Source organism: Anaerotaenia torta, from assembly GCF_050433395.1.
Taxonomy (GTDB): domain Bacteria; phylum Bacillota; class Clostridia; order Lachnospirales; family Lachnospiraceae; genus Mobilitalea; species Mobilitalea torta.
In genome coordinates this window covers 344,374-364,109 of record NZ_JBNPXH010000002.1, presented here as the reverse complement: position 1 = coordinate 364,109, position 19,736 = coordinate 344,374, and the positions used below count along the sequence as shown (strand labels likewise).

Annotated in this window: 16 protein-coding genes; 10 read left to right on the top strand and 6 right to left on the bottom strand. The window is 47.3% G+C overall.

The window, feature by feature from the left end; all coding sequences use genetic code 11:
- Window positions 1-15 precede the first annotated feature (15 nt).
- Window positions 16-495: a ferritin-like domain-containing protein gene (locus HNQ56_RS05360; protein ID WP_429143548.1), complete on the top strand. Its 480-nt coding sequence runs from the start codon at window positions 16-18 to the stop codon at window positions 493-495.
- 109 nt (window positions 496-604) lie between these two features.
- Here the strand turns inward: HNQ56_RS05360 and HNQ56_RS05355 are convergent, their stop codons facing one another.
- Window positions 605-1,189, bottom strand: coding sequence for a DUF1062 domain-containing protein (locus HNQ56_RS05355; protein ID WP_429143546.1), 585 nt, complete (start codon window positions 1,187-1,189; stop codon window positions 605-607).
- A gap of 348 nt (window positions 1,190-1,537) precedes the next feature.
- Here HNQ56_RS05355 and HNQ56_RS05350 point away from each other — a divergent pair, with 348 nt between their 5' ends.
- From HNQ56_RS05350 to HNQ56_RS05335, 4 genes are all read left to right on the top strand, one after another.
- Complete coding sequence (locus tag HNQ56_RS05350) at window positions 1,538-2,209, top strand: response regulator transcription factor (RefSeq protein WP_429143544.1); 672 nt, start codon at window positions 1,538-1,540, stop codon at window positions 2,207-2,209.
- Between the two features lie 6 nt (window positions 2,210-2,215).
- Window positions 2,216-3,232 carry a sensor histidine kinase gene (locus HNQ56_RS05345; protein ID WP_429143542.1) on the top strand — a complete coding sequence of 339 codons (1,017 nt, stop codon included), beginning with the start codon at window positions 2,216-2,218 and terminating at the stop codon, window positions 3,230-3,232.
- 111 nt (window positions 3,233-3,343) lie between these two features.
- On the top strand, window positions 3,344-4,111 hold the full coding sequence (locus tag HNQ56_RS05340) for an ABC transporter ATP-binding protein (protein ID WP_429143541.1): 768 nt from the start codon (window positions 3,344-3,346) through the stop codon (window positions 4,109-4,111).
- The gene (locus tag HNQ56_RS05335) at window positions 4,104-6,080 is read left to right on the top strand and encodes an ABC transporter permease (RefSeq protein WP_429143539.1); all 1,977 of its coding nucleotides are present in this window, start codon (window positions 4,104-4,106) and stop codon (window positions 6,078-6,080) included. The genes HNQ56_RS05340 and HNQ56_RS05335 overlap by 8 nt, the downstream gene beginning before the upstream one ends.
- Window positions 6,081-6,153: 73 nt before the next feature.
- Here HNQ56_RS05335 and HNQ56_RS05330 read toward each other — a convergent pair whose 3' ends face one another.
- From HNQ56_RS05330 to HNQ56_RS05310, 5 genes are all read right to left on the bottom strand, one after another.
- On the bottom strand, window positions 6,154-6,456 hold the full coding sequence (locus tag HNQ56_RS05330; RefSeq protein ID WP_429143537.1) for a CD3324 family protein: 303 nt from the start codon (window positions 6,454-6,456) through the stop codon (window positions 6,154-6,156).
- A gap of 327 nt (window positions 6,457-6,783) precedes the next feature.
- Entirely contained in the window at window positions 6,784-6,987 is a 204-nt protein-coding gene (locus HNQ56_RS05325) for a cold-shock protein (protein ID WP_429143535.1), read from the bottom strand.
- Between the two features lie 444 nt (window positions 6,988-7,431).
- Window positions 7,432-8,001 carry an N-acetylmuramoyl-L-alanine amidase family protein gene (locus HNQ56_RS05320; RefSeq protein WP_429143533.1) on the bottom strand — a complete coding sequence of 190 codons (570 nt, stop codon included), beginning with the start codon at window positions 7,999-8,001 and terminating at the stop codon, window positions 7,432-7,434.
- Between the two features lie 88 nt (window positions 8,002-8,089).
- Window positions 8,090-10,957, bottom strand: a complete 2,868-nt coding sequence (locus tag HNQ56_RS05315; protein WP_429143531.1) for a glycoside hydrolase family 38 N-terminal domain-containing protein — start codon at window positions 10,955-10,957, stop codon at window positions 8,090-8,092.
- Window positions 10,954-12,030, bottom strand: a complete 1,077-nt coding sequence (locus tag HNQ56_RS05310) for a GntR family transcriptional regulator (RefSeq protein ID WP_429143529.1) — start codon at window positions 12,028-12,030, stop codon at window positions 10,954-10,956. The genes HNQ56_RS05315 and HNQ56_RS05310 overlap by 4 nt, the downstream gene beginning before the upstream one ends.
- Before the next feature lie 447 nt (window positions 12,031-12,477).
- Here HNQ56_RS05310 and HNQ56_RS05305 point away from each other — a divergent pair, with 447 nt between their 5' ends.
- The 5 genes from HNQ56_RS05305 to HNQ56_RS05285 all read left to right on the top strand — a co-directional run bounded on the left by HNQ56_RS05305 (window position 12,478) and on the right by HNQ56_RS05285 (window position 19,694).
- Window positions 12,478-13,371 carry a carbohydrate ABC transporter permease gene (locus tag HNQ56_RS05305; RefSeq protein WP_429143527.1) on the top strand — a complete coding sequence of 298 codons (894 nt, stop codon included), beginning with the start codon at window positions 12,478-12,480 and terminating at the stop codon, window positions 13,369-13,371.
- Between the two features lie 28 nt (window positions 13,372-13,399).
- Entirely contained in the window at window positions 13,400-14,803 is a 1,404-nt protein-coding gene (locus HNQ56_RS05300; RefSeq protein ID WP_429143525.1) for an extracellular solute-binding protein, read from the top strand.
- Window positions 14,804-14,865: 62 nt separating this feature from the next.
- On the top strand, window positions 14,866-15,765 hold the full coding sequence (locus HNQ56_RS05295) for a carbohydrate ABC transporter permease (RefSeq protein ID WP_429143523.1): 900 nt from the start codon (window positions 14,866-14,868) through the stop codon (window positions 15,763-15,765).
- Between the two features lie 12 nt (window positions 15,766-15,777).
- Window positions 15,778-17,934, top strand: a complete 2,157-nt coding sequence (locus tag HNQ56_RS05290) for a discoidin domain-containing protein (RefSeq protein ID WP_429143521.1) — start codon at window positions 15,778-15,780, stop codon at window positions 17,932-17,934.
- Window positions 17,935-17,963: 29 nt separating this feature from the next.
- Window positions 17,964-19,694 carry a LamG-like jellyroll fold domain-containing protein gene (locus HNQ56_RS05285; protein ID WP_429143519.1) on the top strand — a complete coding sequence of 577 codons (1,731 nt, stop codon included), beginning with the start codon at window positions 17,964-17,966 and terminating at the stop codon, window positions 19,692-19,694.
- Window positions 19,695-19,736: the final 42 nt, after the last annotated feature.

The following is a 19,736-nucleotide window of genomic DNA, read 5'->3' as shown; positions in this document are numbered from 1 at the left end:
AAGGAGGACGACATTATGAATACCATTGATTTTGCAATCAGTATGGAGGAGGACGGACGGAGATATTATCTGGAGCAGGCAGAAAGAAATAAGGATAACGAGCTGCGCACGGTATTCCTGCTTTTGGCTGATTCCGAGAAGGATCATGCGGAGCTGCTGAGGCAGTATAAGAATCGGGAAGATATCTCCCTGCAGGGAAATTTTGTCGGGCCTGAGTTGAAATCAGTATTTCATGGGATGAAAAATTTTCACAAAGAGGATAGTGACAGGCAGAAGGAGGTCTACCGCATTGCCTGTGAGCAGGAGGAAAAGAGCATCCAATTATATAAGGAATTAGAAGCACAGGCGAAGGATGAATTTGACCGGGAGCTTTTCCGGTACCTGATCCTCCAGGAAGAGGGGCATCTGGCCCTGTTTGAAGAGCTGGTCAGGCTGGTAACCAGACCGGAGGAGTGGGTGGAATCAGCAGAGTTCGGTCTCCGGGAAGAATATTAAGAAGAGATGCAATCCCTTGGGATCAAAGGGAAGCTGCAAAATAAGGAATATGCTTTTTGTTACGATATAGGGTAACAGAAAGCATATTCCTTTTGCTTTTCGGCTTAAATTATATTTCGTTCCATGGATGCAGGAGGAGGGAGAGGGTTCCGTTAAGCCGGATTTTTGTAGTATCCTTGCCGTCGCAGCGGCTGATCCGGCCGGTCTTCCAGAGAGCCTTAATCCTTTCCCTGGATAGACCCAGCTGGCGGCTTAGAAGGGCATCCAGCCTCAGATTGATAGGGCAGGGGGAGGTGATATCGATTCTGCATTCTTTATTTCCGGATGCCGTATCCGGGATATCTCCCCGTATGCCGTAACTGACATCGTCATAATGAACGGATAATTTATGGTATCCCTGGATTGTTGTATCAAAGGCATATTGCCGGGCAAGCTCCGGATCGTTGGCGATAAACTTATGGTATAATTCTTTATCTATGGCGTTGACCCTGGTTCGGGAGATGATCTCCATATTCCAGGTGCTCTTGCATTTGTGGCATTGGTAGATCAGCCAGATATCAATATAGCTTTGGTTAGCGTTGACACGAAAGTTCCCGGTGCAGACATAGTCAGAGGCGGTGCCGCATTTTGGACAGTTCCGGATGACGGCAGGCCAGGAAGAGGGAGCAATCTCCCAGTGATAAATTTGCTGCATTTCTATATTCTCCTTCTCACTCTAATTCTTTGATATACCGCGTTGCGGTTTTGAAGGCATACGCAGAAAGCCCATGTTTTGATCTGGGCCTGTCCGGTATGCGTCTGTCCTATCGTTAAGAATTAGTTGTGATCCGGTGTGGTCATAGAAAAGCCTCCTTGTTTTGTGCGCATAAAAACGCTTGCTCTTAGGATAGCACGAATACGCGGGTATGCCGACCTCAGTCTTATTTCAGAAAGATAGTTGAGGCCGAAAGCTTTCCGTGGTATAATTGGTCATGCAAAAATGGCAATACTGTTGGTATGCAAATGTAATTGCCGATTCCGGATACGAAGGGAGGGACACGGCGTGTACAAAATTCTGATTGTAGAAGATGATGCCATGATAGCCAATACTTTGAAGAGCCACATGAATACATGGGCTTACGAAGTAGAATGTGTGTCAGATTTTAAGGAAGTCTTGTCCCGGTTTATTTCTTATAAGCCCCAGCTGGTTCTCCTGGACATTTCCTTACCCTTTTACAATGGCTTCCATTGGTGCAGTGAAATTCGGAAAATATCCAAGGTTCCTGTCATATTCATTTCATCCGCATCGGATAACATGAATATTGTTATGGCAATTACCCAGGGAGGGGATGATTTCATTGCCAAACCCTTTGATTTGAACGTCTTGATGGCTAAGGTACAGGCTCTGCTGAGGCGCACTTATGATTTTGCAGGAGAGAGCGGTTTTCTGGAGCATCGGGGCGCCATCCTGAATGTGAACGATACGACCCTGACCTATAGGGAAAAACAGGTGGAACTGACCAAGAACGAATTTCGGATTCTTCAGATCTTGCTGGAGCATAAAGAGAAAGTGGTCTCAAGAGATGCCATTATGACAAAGCTTTGGGAAAGCGACAGTTTTGTAGATGACAATACGCTTACCGTCAATGTAACCCGGTTACGAAAAAAATTAGAGGATATTGATTTAAAGGATTTTATCACAACGAAAAAAGGCATCGGCTATATGGTGGGGTAGTATTGTATGAAAAGGAATTTAATGAAGGAATATATAAAAAGGCAGATAAAAGGGGTGGGATATCTTGTTTTATTTGCCTTTCTCTTTGCTTTGGTTTTTTATCTGTATAACCTGCCGGTGGAGGCAGTGTGGTATGCGGCCAGTCTGTGCGGGCTGATTGGTTTTTTCTTTTTGAGCATTGATTATTGGAGGTTTCATAAAAAACATCTCCGATTAGAGCAGCTGAAAAATTCTATTATGCTGGGCTTAGAGGGATTGCCGGAAGCGGAAGAATTGATAGAAGAAGATTATATTGAGCTGCTTCGAATTCTTTTTCTGGAAAAGGAACAATTGGAGCGGTCCAATGAACGGAGCAGGATGGAAATGATGGACTATTATACCTTATGGGTTCATCAGATCAAGACGCCCATTGCAGCGCTCAGGCTTTTGCTTCAGTCCGGGGATGGGAAAAGCAATGCGGATTTGCTGACGGAGCTGTTTAAAGTGGAAGAATATGTGGAAATGGCCCTGGGGTATCTGCGGATAGGGGATATGTCTTCGGATTTACTGCTAAAAAAGATTTCGTTGGATGAAATCATAAAGCAGGCGGTGCGAAAGTATGCGTCCATCTTTATCCGCAAGAAAATACAGCTCCAGTATTCCGAGCTGAACTGCGAAGTATTGACCGATGAAAAGTGGCTGGTGTTCGTGGTGGAGCAGCTTCTTTCCAATGCATTGAAATATACAGGGGAAAACGGGAAAGTCTCCATTTATATGGAGGAAGCCGGACGGAAAACCCTGGTGATAGAGGACACCGGAATGGGAATTTATGAAGAGGATATTCCCAGAATATTTGAAAAGGGATTTACCGGCTATAACGGGCACTTCCATAAAAAATCAACTGGGATCGGCCTCTACCTGTGCAAAAGGATATTGGCAAAATTATCTCATACCATTCAGATCGAATCCTTGGGTCAATGTGGGGACAAAGGTAAGAATAGGATTGGACACGCTGGATCAGATAAGGGAATAGACATGGAATAAAACCGCCTGCCTTACAAAAATGTAAGATAAGGGACCAAGATGTAAGGTAAATCTATGGAAGAGCAGGTTTCTGGCTTGTTATACTGAAGGGGAATAAAGGAGGTTTTACAAATGTCAATTTTAGAGGTCAGCAATCTTAAAAAAAATTATACCGCCCGCTTTGGGGGGAATCATGTTCAGGCCCTTTCCAATGTAACCTTTTCCGTGGAGGAAGGGGAATATGTGGCCATTATGGGGGAATCCGGCTCCGGAAAAACGACTTTGCTTAATATTCTTGCGGCTTTGGATAAGCCAACAGGCGGAGAGGTATTTCTGGATGGGCAGGATATAAGCCGAATTAAGGAAAGGGCGATTGCGGCATTTCGCAGGGGTAATCTGGGCTTTGTATTTCAGGATTTTAATTTATTGGACACCTTTTCCTTACAGGATAATATTTTTCTGCCACTGGTGCTTTCCGGCGGGTCCTATAAAGAGATGAATGCCAAATTACAACCCATTGCTAAAAAATTAGGAATAGGAGATATCCTATCCAAATATCCATATGAGGTTTCCGGCGGACAAAAGCAGAGAGCAGCAGTGGCAAGGGCACTGATTACACAGCCGAAGCTGGTTTTGGCAGACGAGCCTACCGGAGCCCTGGATTCTCATGCGGCAGACCAGTTACTTGGCATGTTCCGTGAGATCAACAAGGAAGGACAGACCATTCTTATGGTGACTCACAGTATTAAGGCGGCAAGTCATGCAAAAAGAGTGCTGTTCATTAAGGATGGGGAGGTATTCCATCAACTATACAAGGCGTCTATGACTAACGAGGAGCTGTATCAGAAAATCTCAGATACTTTGACGCTGATTGCGACAGGTGGTGCCAGAAATGAATAATTCATTGTATTTGAGACTTGCCGTCACCAATATGAAGAAAAATGCAAAAAGCTATATTCCTTACCTGCTGACCTGCATCGGTACCGTTATGATGTACTATATTATGGTAACCATGTCCGGAAACGAGGGCTTTAACCGGATGCAGGGAGGGGATAACTTGAGGACAATCCTGTCATTGGGAACTTATCTTATTGCAATATTTGCAGTAATATTTCTCTTCTATACCAACCATTTTTTAATCAAACAGAGAAAAAAGGAATTCGGCCTGTTTCATATCTTAGGCATGGAGAAGCGGCACCTCTCCCGGATGCTGTGGTGGGAGACGTTTCTCACCGCGGTCATTGGACTGGGTGCGGGGATTATTCTGGGGATTTTATTCAATAAGCTTCTGTTTATGATTTTGCTGAAAATTTTACACTTTTCAGTACCTATGGGATTTTCCGTATCCCTGGGGGATGTAATCAATACCTTGATCTTATTCGGGCTTTTATTTGCGGCTATCCTGCTCAATACCATGGCCCAGATTTATTTTACAAAGCCCATCGAGCTGTTAAAGGGCGGTGAAATTGGGGAAAGAGAACCCAAAACCAAATGGCTTCTGGTGCTCATTGGAATTCTTTCACTGGGAAGCGGCTATTATATTGCAATGACTACAGAAGAGCCGCTGGCTGCCATCAATCTGTTTTTTGTGGCCGTAATTCTTGTGGTTCTCGGCACCTATTGCCTGTTTACGGCAATCAGCGTGGCGGTTTTGAAGCTGCTGCGAAGGAATAAGAAGTATTACTATAAAACAAAGCATTTTATAGCGGTCTCCGGCATGATTCACCGGATGAAGCAGAATGCGGTAGGCCTGGCCAATATCTGTATCCTGTCCACTATGGTGCTGGTGACGGTTTCTACCACAGTCTCTCTCTATATCGGCATGGAGGATGTGCTTCGCGGCCGTTATGCCAGGAATGTTGAAATTACCTCCTCCACCCTTTCCGAAGAATATAACGAAGAGGTAAGGAATATAGCGGAGAAGACCTTAGAGGAGCATCATTTAGTTCCTGAGAACTGGATACAGTTTCGTTCCGTGATTTTTGTGGGAGAGAAGAAAGAGGATAGTTTCCAGATCAAAGAAGATATGGGGTACTTTTTGGACATCGTGGGATTCAATGTGATTCCATTAGCGGATTACAATAAGATAACGGGCCGGGAGGTGTCTTTGGAGGAAGATGAGATCCTTGTATGCTTTAACGGAGAAGCTTATAACAAGGAGAGATTTACCATCTTTCATACCTCCTTTTTTGTGAAAGAAGATCTGAAAGAGCTTTTTGCTGATGCAGGCAGACAGGGCAGTGCATATGAGGGATATTATGCTGTAGTAAAGGACACCGGGGTGGCTGAAAAGCTGGCCGAAGAAGCCAGAATGATGAATGATGCGTTACCCGGAAGGATGGACTCTTATATTGGATTTGATTTAGAGGCTGAGGACGAGGAGGTACTTAGGGTATGTGAGGCGCTGAATGGAAGACTGGAGGAAAAATACCCGGACGCTTATATAGAATCCGCAGCCATGTCAAGAGAATCCTTCTTTGCTCTTTACGGAGGATTGTTCTTCTTAGGTATCTTTTTGGGTGTGATTTTTATCATGGCAACGGTTTTGATTATCTACTACAAGCAGATATCCGAAGGCTATGAGGATAAAGGGCGGTTTGATATTATGCAGAAGGTGGGAATGAGCCGGGAGGAGATACGGTCTACCATCAAGGGACAGGTACTTATGGTGTTTTTTCTGCCTCTGGCAACGGCAGTTATCCATATCGCCTTTGCCTTTAGAATGATTACGAAGCTGCTGGTGACACTAAATCTGAACAATGTCAGACTCTTTGGATATTGCACGGCTGGAACCATTCTGATGTTTGCCCTGCTTTATGGGCTCGTGTATGGGTTGACCGCAAGGGAATATTATAAGATTGTGAAATAAGGACGCGCTGCATCCTAACTGAAAATGTTAGTTTTACAGCACGCCCGGTATCATAGCTTTTTCGTATCCTGCTTTATGAAAGCTCTTTTTCATAAGCAGGATACTCTTTCTTTTTTTCTTTTAATATAATTCGCTGAATACTTTTGACAGAGAGATAGAATTCATCGGCCAGGTGAGCCGTAGTACAGCCTTCCCGGTACCTTTGATAGATCTGTGAATCTCTGAGCTGAAGCTGTTTCCTGGAATCGGTATAATGTCCCCATTCCTTACGGTTTTTGGTTTTCCTGGGAATATAGAGATACTTGCCGTCCGCGTACTCCTGAACCAGCTCCAGAAGCTCTTTCGGCAGTATTAAATCTGCTTTCATATAGCTCATTTTGCTCCTCCTAAAATATGATCTTCAGGATTGGGCAAAGGCTATTCCATTCTATTGGATGCGATAGCCTCTGCTACGCATTCTTAACGAGTTTCCTCATATAGGGCTGTGCTCCTTTCGATTTAGAATAAAACAAGTGCAGCACATTTTTCGCACTTGAAAAAAGCTATAAAAAAGGATATGCCGCAACAGCCTAGACTGAATGTGACATATCCTTCCGGTTAATCCACTATCATTACATTATATCATGAACATAAACCGTATTCATGATCTTCAGCTCCGATCGCATGATCATGGGCAAGCCCCATCATGCTCACTACACTTTTATTATGCAAGAGTTACGTTAACTGCCTGCATACCGCGCTGACCCTTCTCTAAGTCAAATGTAACCTTCTGGCCTTCTTCTAAGGTCTTGAAGCCTGTGGAAGCGATACCGGAGAAATGTACGAACACATCTTCTCCACCGTTGTCGTTAGTAATAAACCCAAATCCTTTTTGTGCGTTAAACCACTTTACTGTTCCGTTGCTCATGGAAGCTACCTCCTAAAAATATTAACTTGTTTGATAATGTATTTCATGTTAAAAAAAATCACATATTTTTGTAAGTCATCAACAATGTAATGCCTTACAAAAATATGTGAGATCATACATGATTACTTTATACACATGAAGTTTAACATAATTTTCTTGATTTGTAAAGCCCTTTTTCTTTCAGAAAACAAGATGTGGACCCACCTTGAACCAATGTCAGTTAGTTAAGACCCGAGCGCTGTACCAAGTCCCTTTTACGCTGACCGTCTGAGCGTATCTTGTGAAGCGGAGCGTCCTGAACACGCGAAGGTAAGGCAAGTAAAAGGGACTTGGTACAGCGCTCGGGTCTTAACTAACTGACATTGCACCCTGAACTGTTACATCAAAACAGCCAGATTGAAGCATATCCTTCAGCCTGGCTGTCTCTCTGACATCTGTTGTTGTTTAAGCAAATCCAAAATACCTCAGAATACCCTGATATATGCCGTAGGCAAATTGATACTGATTATCCCGCAGCTTCTGTGCGTCGGAGGAGTTGCTCAGGTAGCCCAGCTCCACCAGGACGGCTGGCATCTGTGTTCTTCGCAGTACATAGAGGGACGGATTGGCTCGGATACCGTTGTTGCGAGTTCCTACTGCCTGGATAATCCCCTGCATGATTTGCTCGGCAAACCACTGCGCCTGTGTTCCAAATTGGTAGATGTAGACTTCGGTACCGTTCACCGCAGGATTGGGATTGGAGTTGCAGTGAATGCTGATGAAATAATCAGCAGGCCAGGAATTGGCCATATTAACGCGCTCCGCCAGACTGGAGGCATTGTTGGTGCCGAGTACGGTGGTCGGGGTGGGCCTGGACAAGCGAGCCTCGAATCTGGGATCGTTGTTCAGCAGATCGGCAAGATAGATGCCTACCTGGTAGTTGATTTCTGATTCGTTCAGATTATTGCCCACGGCGCCCGCATTATGAAAGCCGCTGGGATTGTGGCCCTGATCTATAAAAATACGAATAGCCAAAGAAATACTTCCTTTCCGCAGTGCTACAATATTATATTCATCCGGGATAGAATGGTTACAGCTCTTCGCTTAACTAATTGGCATTGGCTCAGAAGGTGACTTTTATATTGATTATTTTATAAGGAGGGGCGGATGCCTCGACTTCATTGCCATGGGGACTCAGGTCCTCGGTTTCTTCCTCCAGGAAATTGCATAATACGGTCTTCTTCACCGTCCTTGCAAAGCTCAGCCTGCAGGGGGAGGCGGTTCCGGCGTAATTAACCGCACGGATAATAATGCAGGAGGCAGTTGTCCGGGAGGGCATGCTGGTAAGGTAAGTACAGGCATCGGAGTAAAAAGTAAATGCGCTTTCATCCGGAGGCAGCACCTCAACGGGGGTGCCTTCGGAACCGGATATGCCTTGCCGGTAAGATATCTCTTGTCCGCAGGAGGCCCCTTGCCAGCAAGGGATGGTAAATGCTTTAAAACCGCTGACATACCGATCCTTGATCCGAACCAACTGGCAATCGGTCTCATCGGATATGGGCATAATCGCATATTCAAAGACCTGTCTGCCCTGTAATTGACCGTCGGGCTCGCCATCGGTATTTACAGTCTTACTGAAGCACCGCAGGAGGGTGATATCCATACTGTTTTCTCTGCCTCCGGGGTATACCGGAGAACCGGGGCATGCCATAGAACCGGGGCATGCCGTAGAACCGGGGCATGCCGTAGAACCGGGGCAGGAGACTTCGTGAAGGCCGCCCTTTGAGAGGAACATCAGGCCATGGGGGGAGGAGGCGCTGTCAGAACGAAGGAACACCATGTTTTCAAAGGACTTCTCCGTGATATCGGCTTCTTTCCAGGTATAATGGCTGCGGTCCGGGCCGGTGGGGCGGCTGAGTATGAGATTGCACTGGTTTACATAATAATGGTCCGAGACGATGTCTGTCGGTAGATGGAGCTGGAGACGGTGGTCACGGATATTGTTGTCAATTACGGTGCGCACGGATATCAGGGCAGAATCCCTTGCAATGCTGAATTCGGAATAGATCATGCAGGTTTCATAGGAATCGCTGCGTCGGGTAAATTGAAAGCTCTCCATTTTTTCCTTCGGAAGCTCAAAGGCATAGCGTACCGCAAATTTGCATTCTGCATAGCCGTCGAAGATCTTTTCAATGCTGACACGGCAGCCGGAGGATGAGATGCTGCGGTCGTTAATGGGCCGGATGTGAAACCATCCGTCACCCATTTCACCGCAATCCAGGAAGGAATGGAGGCCGGAATAGAGGTGTCCCGTCTTTTTATCGGTTATGGACAAGGTTCCGTTGGGGGCAATCTCAAAGCGGATGACTTCATTTTCGCAGGACACCCCGGAATCCGAGAAGCGGTCCATAATGCGGTAGGGCAGAGGAAAGGGCTTGATCATAAAGGTGGTAAAGCCCAGGGGCCTTAAGCTTGCCATCACTGCAACACGGTGAGTGTCGGCGGGACGTTTATTGCCGCCGAACAGCTTCACATTCCTTCCGCGGGAAGCGCTGATTATGTTATACGGCAGCTCGTTCTGGTCTTCATCCGTTATGAGAAAGGAATTGCGCTGTTCGTATTTCATATAGGGAAGGGAACGGATTTCAAAATCAGGGGTAAAATCAATGTCAAATTCAACCGCCCCATGGTATTCATAGGGAAGAGGATTAAACACCTTCACCAGGCACAGGGAGTTACCGGCCCGGGAAGAAGCCGGAGCATTTCCACTGGCTGCCGCGTTCATAATTCGGAAATATTCTTTCCCGCAAAATTGGAAGAAGTATTCGTCTGCTGTGTGGAAGACCTTGGAGAAACGAGTGTTCATCTCCCGGTGGACATCATCGATGGAACAGCCGCAGATGCTGTCATGGGCATGATTTTGCAGCAGCAGGGAATAGGCATACCGGATATAGGAATAGAGATATTCCGAGCCCCTCATCTCATCGATGGCAGAGCAGGGCATGGCATAATACTCCAGCAGATTCTGACATCGGTCGTTTGCGCATTTCAGGTCATAGCGGGAGGACAGTGTGTGGGGAATGAGCTTGATGTGCATCTCATATGCCTTAGCGTGGCTGGCGAGCTCACCGTACCTTTTGGTTGATTTTTCGGAAACTGAGCCGGCAGAGGGGATCATCCCTTCCTTTATCTGGGCAAATACCCTGTCCAGAGGCTCTTGCACAACGGGACAGTCAAAATGGGCCGACAGCCGGTTCAGAATCTCCGGCATGAACTCATGGATAGTCTCATGATCCATGCCATCCATGAGGATGACATAGGGGAGGGCGGTGCGAGTCAGTTCCCGCTCCACATATTGAATTGCCTTCTCTGTAATTTGATCCAGATGGAGAGAATAATCGGGAGCGAATTCACTCATGGCTTCAAAGAAGAAGGAGCCATAGCCGCAGACCTCCGGCGCTTTAAAGGTTAGCAGGCGGGAACCGTCCGGCGAAAACCAGTCGAAGAAGCAGTCCGTATCATGGTCGTTGGTTCCCCGGCTGATCAGGGCATTCTGAATGTGAAAGCCGTTCAGAAGCTGCGGAAGGTTGGCAATGTGACCGAAGGTATCGCAGACATATCCGGCCCTTAAAGCCTCCGCTCCGTATTTTTCACAGATAGAATGGCCGTACAGCAGATTTTGAATCATGCTTTCACCGGAGATGAGAAATTCATCGGGCATGGTATACCAGGGACCGATTCGAAGACGTCCGTCCCGGATGAGGGTCTCCAGAGCGTGTTCATAAGGGGTATTGCCCCTTATCACAAGATAGTCCTCCAGGATACTGGTTTGGCCGTCCAGGGTAAATAGCTTAAATTCAGAATCGGTTTCCAGCGTATGAAGGATCTTATCCATGACAGGAATGAGCCGGTAACGGTATTGATCCACCGTCTTGTACCATTCCCTGTCCCAATGGGTAGCTGCAAAATAATAAATTTTTTCAATTTTCATATCCTTGTCGAGTCCTTTTCTATAATATCGCAATCGATCATAATCTTATCATTTCCGATGGAATGCTTCTTTAAATACTTTATGATCAGATTTGCCGCAGTTTCTCCGATCTCCAGGCTGCGCTGCGAGATGCAGGTGGAAGAGAAGGGAAGGATGTCCTGGTAATTCATATACTCATTATCAAAGAAAATAACCTTCATATCCTGAGGCACTCCGATGCCGCAGGCGCGGATGGCGGAATATACATGAATGCCTATGATGTCGCCATAGGAAAGTATTCCGTCCAGATCCGGATTTGTTCTGAAATATTCACAGATTCTCTCTGTCAGATCCGGCATATCCTTGGTGACATACAGAATGTTACTGGATTTGATGAGAAGATTGTTCTCCATGTGGGCGCGCTCATAACCTGAGATTCTGCGGGCTGAGCTGCTGCCGTATTCCGCGGGCACAGTGATCAGGCCTATGTTTTTGCAGTCTCTGTCAATAAGATGCTGTACCGCCTTTTTGCTCATCTCCAGATGATCGCTGCTTACGGAGCTGACGTCGATATTATGAAGGGTGCGGTCCACAAACACCACCGGAAATTTGTTAAAGGCAAGAAGAAGCAGATCTTTGTTGTAACGGGCGGAGCTGTTGGGAAAAACGATAATGCCCTTTACGCCCAGCTCCACCAGATTGCTGACCAGGTTATCCTGAAGGAGATCCTCCTCCCTTTCGCTCATCAGCAGAAGATGGTATCCGTTCTGTTTCAGCACAGTTCTTGCTCCCGATACAATATTGGAGATAAAGTTGCTTCCGATGTTGGGCAGGAGCATACAGATGAAGCTTGCCGAGGGCTCCGCTTTGCTGTTCTGTTTCTCGGTATTGATATAGCTGCCTTTTCCCTGGTAGCGGTAGATGTATCCCTCCTCCTGAAGCTCGGTTAACGCACGCTTGGCGGTGATTCTGGAGGTGTTGAATTTCATCGCAAGCTGGTTCTCCGAGGGAAGCTTGTAATGTGGTACCTGCCGGTTATCTGCAATTAACTGAAGGAGATGGTCTTTAATCTGTTTATAAAGAAAATTACTCATGGGTCACCCCTTTCCTGAAACTTGGTTATGAACATACAAGTTGTACAAGTTATTACTAATTTGATTATATCGGTAAAAATGCAGATGTGTCAATAGAAAACTGTGATATATCGGATTAAATTAGTAGAAATGACCTTAAAGTCCGGGGCAATAGACAATGAAAATTATTAAAAAAGTAAATATACTACTAAGTATAAAAGAATGTGTTGGCTAAATACAACAATGGACAGGATAATTGATCCATAAAAAATGGATTGTATATCAAATTTATCAAGTTTATTACCGGATGAGCATATTTTATTGTGTAACATGTTGACAAAATGAGAAAACAGGTGATAGTATTTAGTTGTGATATACAGCAAGTGAGATAATTTTGAGTTGATATTATCAAGTTGAAAAGTTGTAACAGATGTAAATAATGAGTGAATGGGGTTTTAGGTGAACAATATGAGATTGGATGGAACAGAAGTTGTAAAATACAATCAACTGAGCGGGAAAAAGAGGGCGAAAAAAGCTGTCTATACAGGAAGTGTTTTATTGTTGCTGACCTTCTTTGCGGTATATTTCTTATTCCCCTTTATCTATATGCTTTCCGTCTCTCTTCAGACAGAATCGGAGATGATGACGGCGGTAGGCTTGAAGGACCAGCTGATACCGGACTCATGGCGCTGGCAGAACTATCTTGATGTATTCCGGCAGATTCCCTTTGCCAGGTATTTTATGAACAGCGGAATAGTGACGGGACTGACGGTGCTTGGGACCACGGTTTCAGCCAGCCTGGTGGCCTATTCCTTTGCCAGACTCAGATGGCCCGGAAGGGATTTTATCTATTCCCTCATGCTGGTGACTATGATGATACCCGGATCTGTTTTAATGATTCCTACTTATAAGATGTACAGCTCCATGGGGCTGACAAATTCCTGGTGGCCGCTGATCCTGCCGGCCTTTCTGGGAGGCGGTGCCGGTAATGTAATTCTGATCCAGCAGTTTTTTAAAACCGTTCCGAAGGAGACCTATGAAGCGGCCAAGATCGACGGCGCCGGAGAACTGGGCATCTGGTGGAGGATTATGATGCCGCTGTCAAAGCCGGTCATTGCCACGGTTGCCGTGTTTGCCTTCCTGTTTTCCTGGAATGATTATATGGGGCCGATGATCTATATTAATGACACCGCACTGACAACGGTAGCGCTGGGGTTAAGGGCATTTTTTTCCCAGCTCAGCACCAACTGGAGCCTTTTGATGGCCGGTTCTATTATTTCAATGATACCTAATATTGTTATTTTTGTATTCTGCCAGAGATATTTTCTGGAAGGTATAAAATCAGGAGCAGTAAAAGGCTAACAACTATATCAATGGAGGAGAATGAGGTATGAAACGAGGGAAAGTAAAAGTATTAAGCTGTTTGCTGGCGGTGGTTATGCTGGCCGCAATGACGATGACGGGTTGTTCCTCGCCGGGCAAGGGCAATGAGGAGGTTGCCCTGAAGTTCTGGTCAATTTACCCGGAGGGGGATGCCAATTATGAATGGACGCTGTCAGTAATCAAGCGGTTTGAGGAAACCCATGAGAATATCCGCATTGAATATACGGGTATTTCGTTCTGGGATTATTTTACGAAGATTACCACGGCTATGACGGATTCCAACGGGCCGGATATTTATATCCAGACCATTAAGGATACGGCGGACCGGGCCAAGGGCGGGGTATCCATGGAGCTGTCACAGTTCTTTGATGAGACGCTGAAGCGGGATAATTTTTATGAGGCTGATTTAAAGCCCATGACCTATGAAGAAAAGCTGTACGGATTACCCTATGCCCTGGATAACCGGGTTCTCTACTATAATGTTGATTTGCTGAATGAGCTGGCGGGCACATCGGATGCGGACTGGCTCGCCACCAAGGCGGCAGGGAAGGAGAACAGCACCGTTGCCGGGAAGCCGGATGATCTGGTGGATGACAGCGGGAATGTCCGCGCACCCCAGACCTGGGATGAGCTGATGGCTTATCAGGAGCTTTTGACCAGGCAGCAGGACGGCAGAATAACACAGCTGGGCTTTGATGTCAGCGTCGGCAACTGCATGTTTGTCAATGCCGTATGGAGCAAGGGCGGAGAATTCTTCGATGCGGACGGTAATCCGACGATTACTACGGATCCGGGAGTCCGCGCAGGCTTTGAAGCCTGGTATGGACTGACCCACACCCTGCCTTTTGCCAAGGTCAATGCATTCCTGGATTCAGCAGGAGATAACAAGACCAATCTTTTCTGGAGCGGAAAGGTTGCCATGATGATCGCCACAAATGAGATTCCCTGGCAGAATGATAAGCTGGAGGAAGGAAAGCGGATTCCTCTCGGAGCGGCTCCCGTTCCCTACGACCGCATAGAGGAGAACCATTATAATTTCTCGGGAGGCTTCTCTGTTGAGGTTTCTAACCGCCTTTCCGGAAAGAACAAGGCAAAACAGGAAGCGGCATGGGAATTTGTGAAGTACCTGTGCGGGACGGAGATCCAGAAGGAGGTCCTGACAAAGTCCAGCAATATGCCGGCCAATATTGCGGTATATGACGAGCTGTTCAAGGAAATTACAGATCCGGTGAAGACGGTTGTGCTTAAGGAGATGTCCTTCCGCAAGGCATATGATTATATTTATAATGCGCCCAACTGGTGGGGTGAGGTTCAGGGAGCGGTCACCGATATGGTTTCCGATAAGTATACGGTGGATCAGGCGCTCCAGAATGCGGAAAAGGCCATTGAGAAGCTGAAAACCGCCTACTAGGGAGAACGGCTGATATAAAGGATGTTTTAAGCTGCCGGACAGCGGCGGATGGGAGATTAATTATGAAAAGCGCGGAGAAAAAGAAAAGAATAAAGAGATATAACCGGAGGGAAGCGGTCATGGGCGTTTTATTTGCGGCGCCCTGGCTGATCGGCTTTATTCTTCTGATGGCCTTCCCTTTGTTTTATTCTCTATACCTTTCCTGCACCAATGCCACGACCACCTCGATGTTTGTGGAGGGGAGGGGGTTCCAGAATTATAAGATCATCCTGACTGATCCGGAGTTCTGGAAGAGTGTCGGCTATACCATTGAATTTGTCCTGCTGAGCGTACCCCTTAATCTGGTGTTCGCCCTCTCCCTGGCGATGCTGCTGAACGCGAAGGTGCGGGGAAGGAAGCTGTTCCGGGCTTTGTATTATATACCGACGCTGGTGAGCATTGTTTCCGTGGTGTATCTGTGGAAGCAGTTACTGGGTTCTTCCGGTGTATTTAATACGGTGCTCTCCCGGCTCGGAATTAACGGGCCGGATTGGTTCCATGATTATAAATGGGCGACGGTGGGCCTTGCAATTATGGGAATGTGGAGCGTCGGAGGGACGGTGGTCATCTTCCTGTCTTCTCTGACGGATGTTCCCGTGGAGCTGTACGAGGCCATCTCCGTGGACGGCGGTACCGCAAGGTCAAAGTTCTTTCACGTAACGCTGCCTGCAATATCGCCGATCCTGTTCTACAATCTGCTGACCTCGACCATCGCCGCATTTCAGGTATTTGTACAGCCGATGCTGATGACGGGCGGGGAATATAATACTAATTACCTGGGCTATTCCATCTATAATATTGGATTTACCGTGGGCAGACAGGGCTATGCATCGGCCATGTCCTGGATCATGCTGGTGATCCTGTCGGTGTTTGTGCTGGTAATCCAGACAGCGCGCAGGAAATGGGCATTTTATAATGATTAATGGAGGAAGGATATGATTTACGGTAAGTTTATAAAACCATCTGCCTTTGCCAAGGAAGGCACCTATATAAGGAATCCGGAAAATGTGGTGAGCGGTGCCGATATGAGCGGCTACGGCGGCATGGAGCATACCCGCGGGGTGGATTTGGAGGCGGTCTGGCTGTCGGCCAGAAATGTAACAAAGAATGTATGGATCGGTTTTGATTTTGGCAGCGTTATACGCCTTGGCTGGATGTGCATCTGGAATCTGAATCAGACGGACGGTTTTGGAGCCGGACTGAAGAGGGTTAAAATCTTTTACAGCTATGACAATGAGGAATACCTGGAGTTTCAGGGTCCCGGCTATCCCTATATATTCGCCGCGGCGGACGGAAAGCCGGGCAGGCAAGCAACCAATCTGGATGACGGAAAGCATTCTCCGGTGGATTTTGGAGGCTTGTCTGCAAGATATATTAAGATCGTTCCGGACATTGAGAGCGGAGAGGGCTGCCATGGGGCATATATCGAGGGTCAGACCCGGTTTGGATTGAGCCAGGTGAGATTCTTCCTCTATCACGAAGCGCCCCGCAAGGGCGGAAGCATTTATGCAAGAGCCTTCCTGCCGGAGATGGATGTACTCACCTCCGAATATGGTATGGATGGAGGATTGCAGGGAATCAATGGGTCCGGCATGTATCTTAGCAAGGCAAATCCGGAGAACATGGATATGATTTTTGACCTGAATATGTGCACCTTCCTCAAGGGAGTGGACTTCTATAATTATAACGAGCCTTATATGCTCCGGGCGGGATTGAAGAAGATATTTCTCTTTGAAAGCGTCAACGGCTTTGAATGGAATAAGCTGGGCGAATACGAGCTGGCCATGGGTACCGGAAAGCCTATGGGTGTCACCAGGCTGACCGACGGAGAGCTGATCCGGTTTGAGCCGGTCTATACCAGATACATCAAGGTCACGGTGGCGGGCGGAGCCGGGCTGGGTACCCACGGCTGTGTCAACGGCTTTGAATTCCGTTACGGATTAAGCAAGATCCGCTTTATCAGTGCGGACAGCGGCTATTATGTGGAGCCTGCAAGAGACTGGAGCAGCCTGATGAGTTCCTTTGAGGGCTGGACCGGGGCGGACGGAATCTTTATTACCAGTCTGGACGGCAGGGAGAGCAAGCCGAAGGGAGAGAGCCGCAAGGGCGCCAGGAATATGATTTCCTTTGGGGACACCTTCATCGGTAAGGTGAATCCGGTGACGGGCTCCCGGCGGTGCGGAGATCTGGTCAATAACTCCTTCTGTTATATGGAAGGGCTGGACCCGGCGGAAATCAAGCTGGAGTTTTTCTGGGGAAGAAACCAGAGCATGGAACCGACGAATCTCATATACAGCAAAGAGGATTATATCTACTGGCTTCAGGATAGCATTATCACCGGCGGAAAATTCTATTCCTTCACCGATAATGTGATCTCCGAGGCAGATAATCTGGATCTGCCGGAAGGCTTCCGTTTCCATCTCAGCGGTGTGGATATGGTGATCTTCGACATAAAGGAGGGCAGGCTGGATGCCGCCAGCCAGAGAACACTTCACACCCCGCTGTTCCTTAAGGATGAGCTGATGTTCGGCTGCGGGATCTTTGCAAATACTGCGGAGGCAGGGATGGACAATGCAGACGGTTACCTCTATATATACGGCATTCAGGAGATCAGCCCCGGAGTACGGCACCTGGTGGTGGCAAGAACCCGGCCGGAACACATAACCGACTTTGAGAAATACACCTATTTCGACGGTACGGGCTGGTCGGGGGATATGCGGGACAGTGCGGCCATTGCAGATGACCTGTCCCCGGAGATGAGTGTTATGCCCATGGATTTTGGCAAGGATCGGGGGAAGTACATTTATATCTACTCCGCCAATGGGGTAAGCGACTATATCATGGCAAGGATCGGGGATACCCCTTACGGTCCCTTTGGTAAACCGCGGCTGCTGTACTGTATGAATAAAATAGAGGATTTGGAATATACGGGATTGAAGAAGATCTATCAGTATAATGCAAAGGCACATTTTAATATTGCCGGAGAGGATGAGATATTGATGACCTATAACGTAAACTGTATGGACTATGAGAGCCATTTGCTCAACGGTAATGTATACCGGCCCAGATTTCTCAGATATAAGGAGTTTTAAAGCAACAACAATATAAGGAGGAGATTACAATGAAGTATTTATTCAAACACTGCAAAGCAAAGCTTCGCAGTTCCAAGCTGGCTGTCCTTGCGGTTCTTGGGATATTCCTGCTGACACTCACCGGTTGTACGGCGGTTCAGATCTCGGCATCCATTCTTTTCAAGGAAGATGGTTCGGGGAGCAGAACCATTACCGCATCCATTGCAAAGAATGACCATCAGGACGGATACGGCAGTGCATATTATTATCTCAGCGCCCATGGCAGCGAATTAGAGACCTATCTGAAGACAGTATATACACAGAACGTTTCAGGGAGTGAGGGCTGGCTTTCCATCGCTGTGGATGACAGCGGCGCGGATTGGGAGGTTATTAATCTTACCTTTGATTTCAGTTCCTTTGAGGACTATAAGACAAAGCTGGCGGCACTTGCCTTTGACGAGGAAGCGGCTGCGGCCTATGCTGCTCCGGAATTAACGGCAAATGAGGACGGAACCGTTACCTATACGGAGAATACGGCAGTGCTGACGGCTATTTTTAAGAGCATTCAGCTGACGCTCATGGAGGATACGGCGGTATTTGATATTAATTCCACGAAGGACGGTACAGCGTTAAATGACGGCTCTGCGGATATGCAATCCCTGAAGGATTCCGGTGTTGAGCTGATGAAACCGGAATTCGGCAATTCCATGGTCGTTCAGATCGGTGCGGGAGAAGCGGCTCCGGTTGAGGCGGCTGACGGCGTATACACGGTTACGGGCTCTTATGCAGGCGGGGAGCTTCCCAAGGAAGAGCATGTGATGACCAATGTATTAAATTATGGCTTTAACGGCGATCTTAGCAACAAAGGTACCGCAGCAGAAAATGATCTTACCTATGGCATCGGCTCCACCGACGGCGGTCCGGTATTCGTAGAGGGAATTGACGGTCAGGCAATCCAGTTAGACGGCAATACCTATCTGGCTTCCCCGAACAAATCCTATAACTATGCGGAGATGACGCTAAGCTTCTATTATAAGATGTCGGCTTATACCGAAACCGATACGGGGGCGAATATGATCATCGTCCCGGCAGGTCTGGGTGCCTTGGGCGGCGGTGCGATCGATATTGAGTTTATTAAAGACGGTGATGTGGAAGGTATCCAGCTGCTGGCGAAGATGAACAGCGCTGACTGGCAAACCCAGGATAAGCTGTACTCCGAAGGCTACTTTATGGAGGCGCATCTGGATGAATGGCATAATTACACCATCGTATTCCAGAATGAGTACGATGAGCATGGGAATATCAATGATGCCTTTGTCTATATGTACATCGACGGACAGGTTGCAGCGAAGGCAAGATTAGCCGTTGCAGCAGGTCTGACCTACAGCCTGGGACTGTATGATGACGGCGCCTATGGCGAACCCAACGGCGGCTTTAACGTCGGCGGATATATGGAAGCTGAAATGGTAAAGAGAGCCTGCACCGGCGTGATTGACAATCTGATGGTCTTTGACGGAGCGCTTACCCAGGAAGAGGTGAACAGCCTTTGCTATACCATAGCAGTTGAACAGCCCTACGATCCCAATGCGGTAGATACGGCGGACCAGGGGCAGGCAGCGGCAACGGAAGCGCCCACGGCAGTTCCTACGGCAACGGCAGCACCGGCCGCAGAGAAGGAAGCTTCTGAGGGAAGGAACCCTGTAATCGCGGCAGTTCTTGTAATCGTTGTAATAGGTCTGGTGGCTGCAGCAGGCATCTACTTTGCAAAAAAGAAGAAATAACCATTGACCGGCCGATAGGGGCGCTGCTCCTACCGGCCAAAC

Bases quoted from the DNA above. Each gene is read 5' to 3' on its own strand.
- HNQ56_RS05330 (WP_429143537.1), bottom strand. From the start codon at position 6,456: ATGAGCTATATGAAAGCAGATTTAATACTGCCGAAAGAGCTTCTGGAG.
- HNQ56_RS05300 (WP_429143525.1), top strand. From the start codon at position 13,400: ATGAAACGAGGGAAAGTAAAAGTATTAAGCTGTTTGCTGGCGGTGGTT.
- HNQ56_RS05305 (WP_429143527.1), top strand. From the start codon at position 12,478: ATGAGATTGGATGGAACAGAAGTTGTAAAATACAATCAACTGAGCGGG.
- HNQ56_RS05335 (WP_429143539.1), top strand. From the start codon at position 4,104: ATGAATAATTCATTGTATTTGAGACTTGCCGTCACCAATATGAAGAAA.
- HNQ56_RS05345 (WP_429143542.1), top strand. From the start codon at position 2,216: ATGAAAAGGAATTTAATGAAGGAATATATAAAAAGGCAGATAAAAGGG.
- HNQ56_RS05295 (WP_429143523.1), top strand. From the start codon at position 14,866: ATGAAAAGCGCGGAGAAAAAGAAAAGAATAAAGAGATATAACCGGAGG.
- HNQ56_RS05315 (WP_429143531.1), bottom strand. From the start codon at position 10,957: ATGAAAATTGAAAAAATTTATTATTTTGCAGCTACCCATTGGGACAGG.
- HNQ56_RS05340 (WP_429143541.1), top strand. From the start codon at position 3,344: ATGTCAATTTTAGAGGTCAGCAATCTTAAAAAAAATTATACCGCCCGC.
- HNQ56_RS05355 (WP_429143546.1), bottom strand. From the start codon at position 1,189: ATGCAGCAAATTTATCACTGGGAGATTGCTCCCTCTTCCTGGCCTGCC.
- HNQ56_RS05310 (WP_429143529.1), bottom strand. From the start codon at position 12,030: ATGAGTAATTTTCTTTATAAACAGATTAAAGACCATCTCCTTCAGTTA.
- HNQ56_RS05290 (WP_429143521.1), top strand. From the start codon at position 15,778: ATGATTTACGGTAAGTTTATAAAACCATCTGCCTTTGCCAAGGAAGGC.
- HNQ56_RS05360 (WP_429143548.1), top strand. From the start codon at position 16: ATGAATACCATTGATTTTGCAATCAGTATGGAGGAGGACGGACGGAGA.
- HNQ56_RS05325 (WP_429143535.1), bottom strand. From the start codon at position 6,987: ATGAGCAACGGAACAGTAAAGTGGTTTAACGCACAAAAAGGATTTGGG.
- HNQ56_RS05285 (WP_429143519.1), top strand. From the start codon at position 17,964: ATGAAGTATTTATTCAAACACTGCAAAGCAAAGCTTCGCAGTTCCAAG.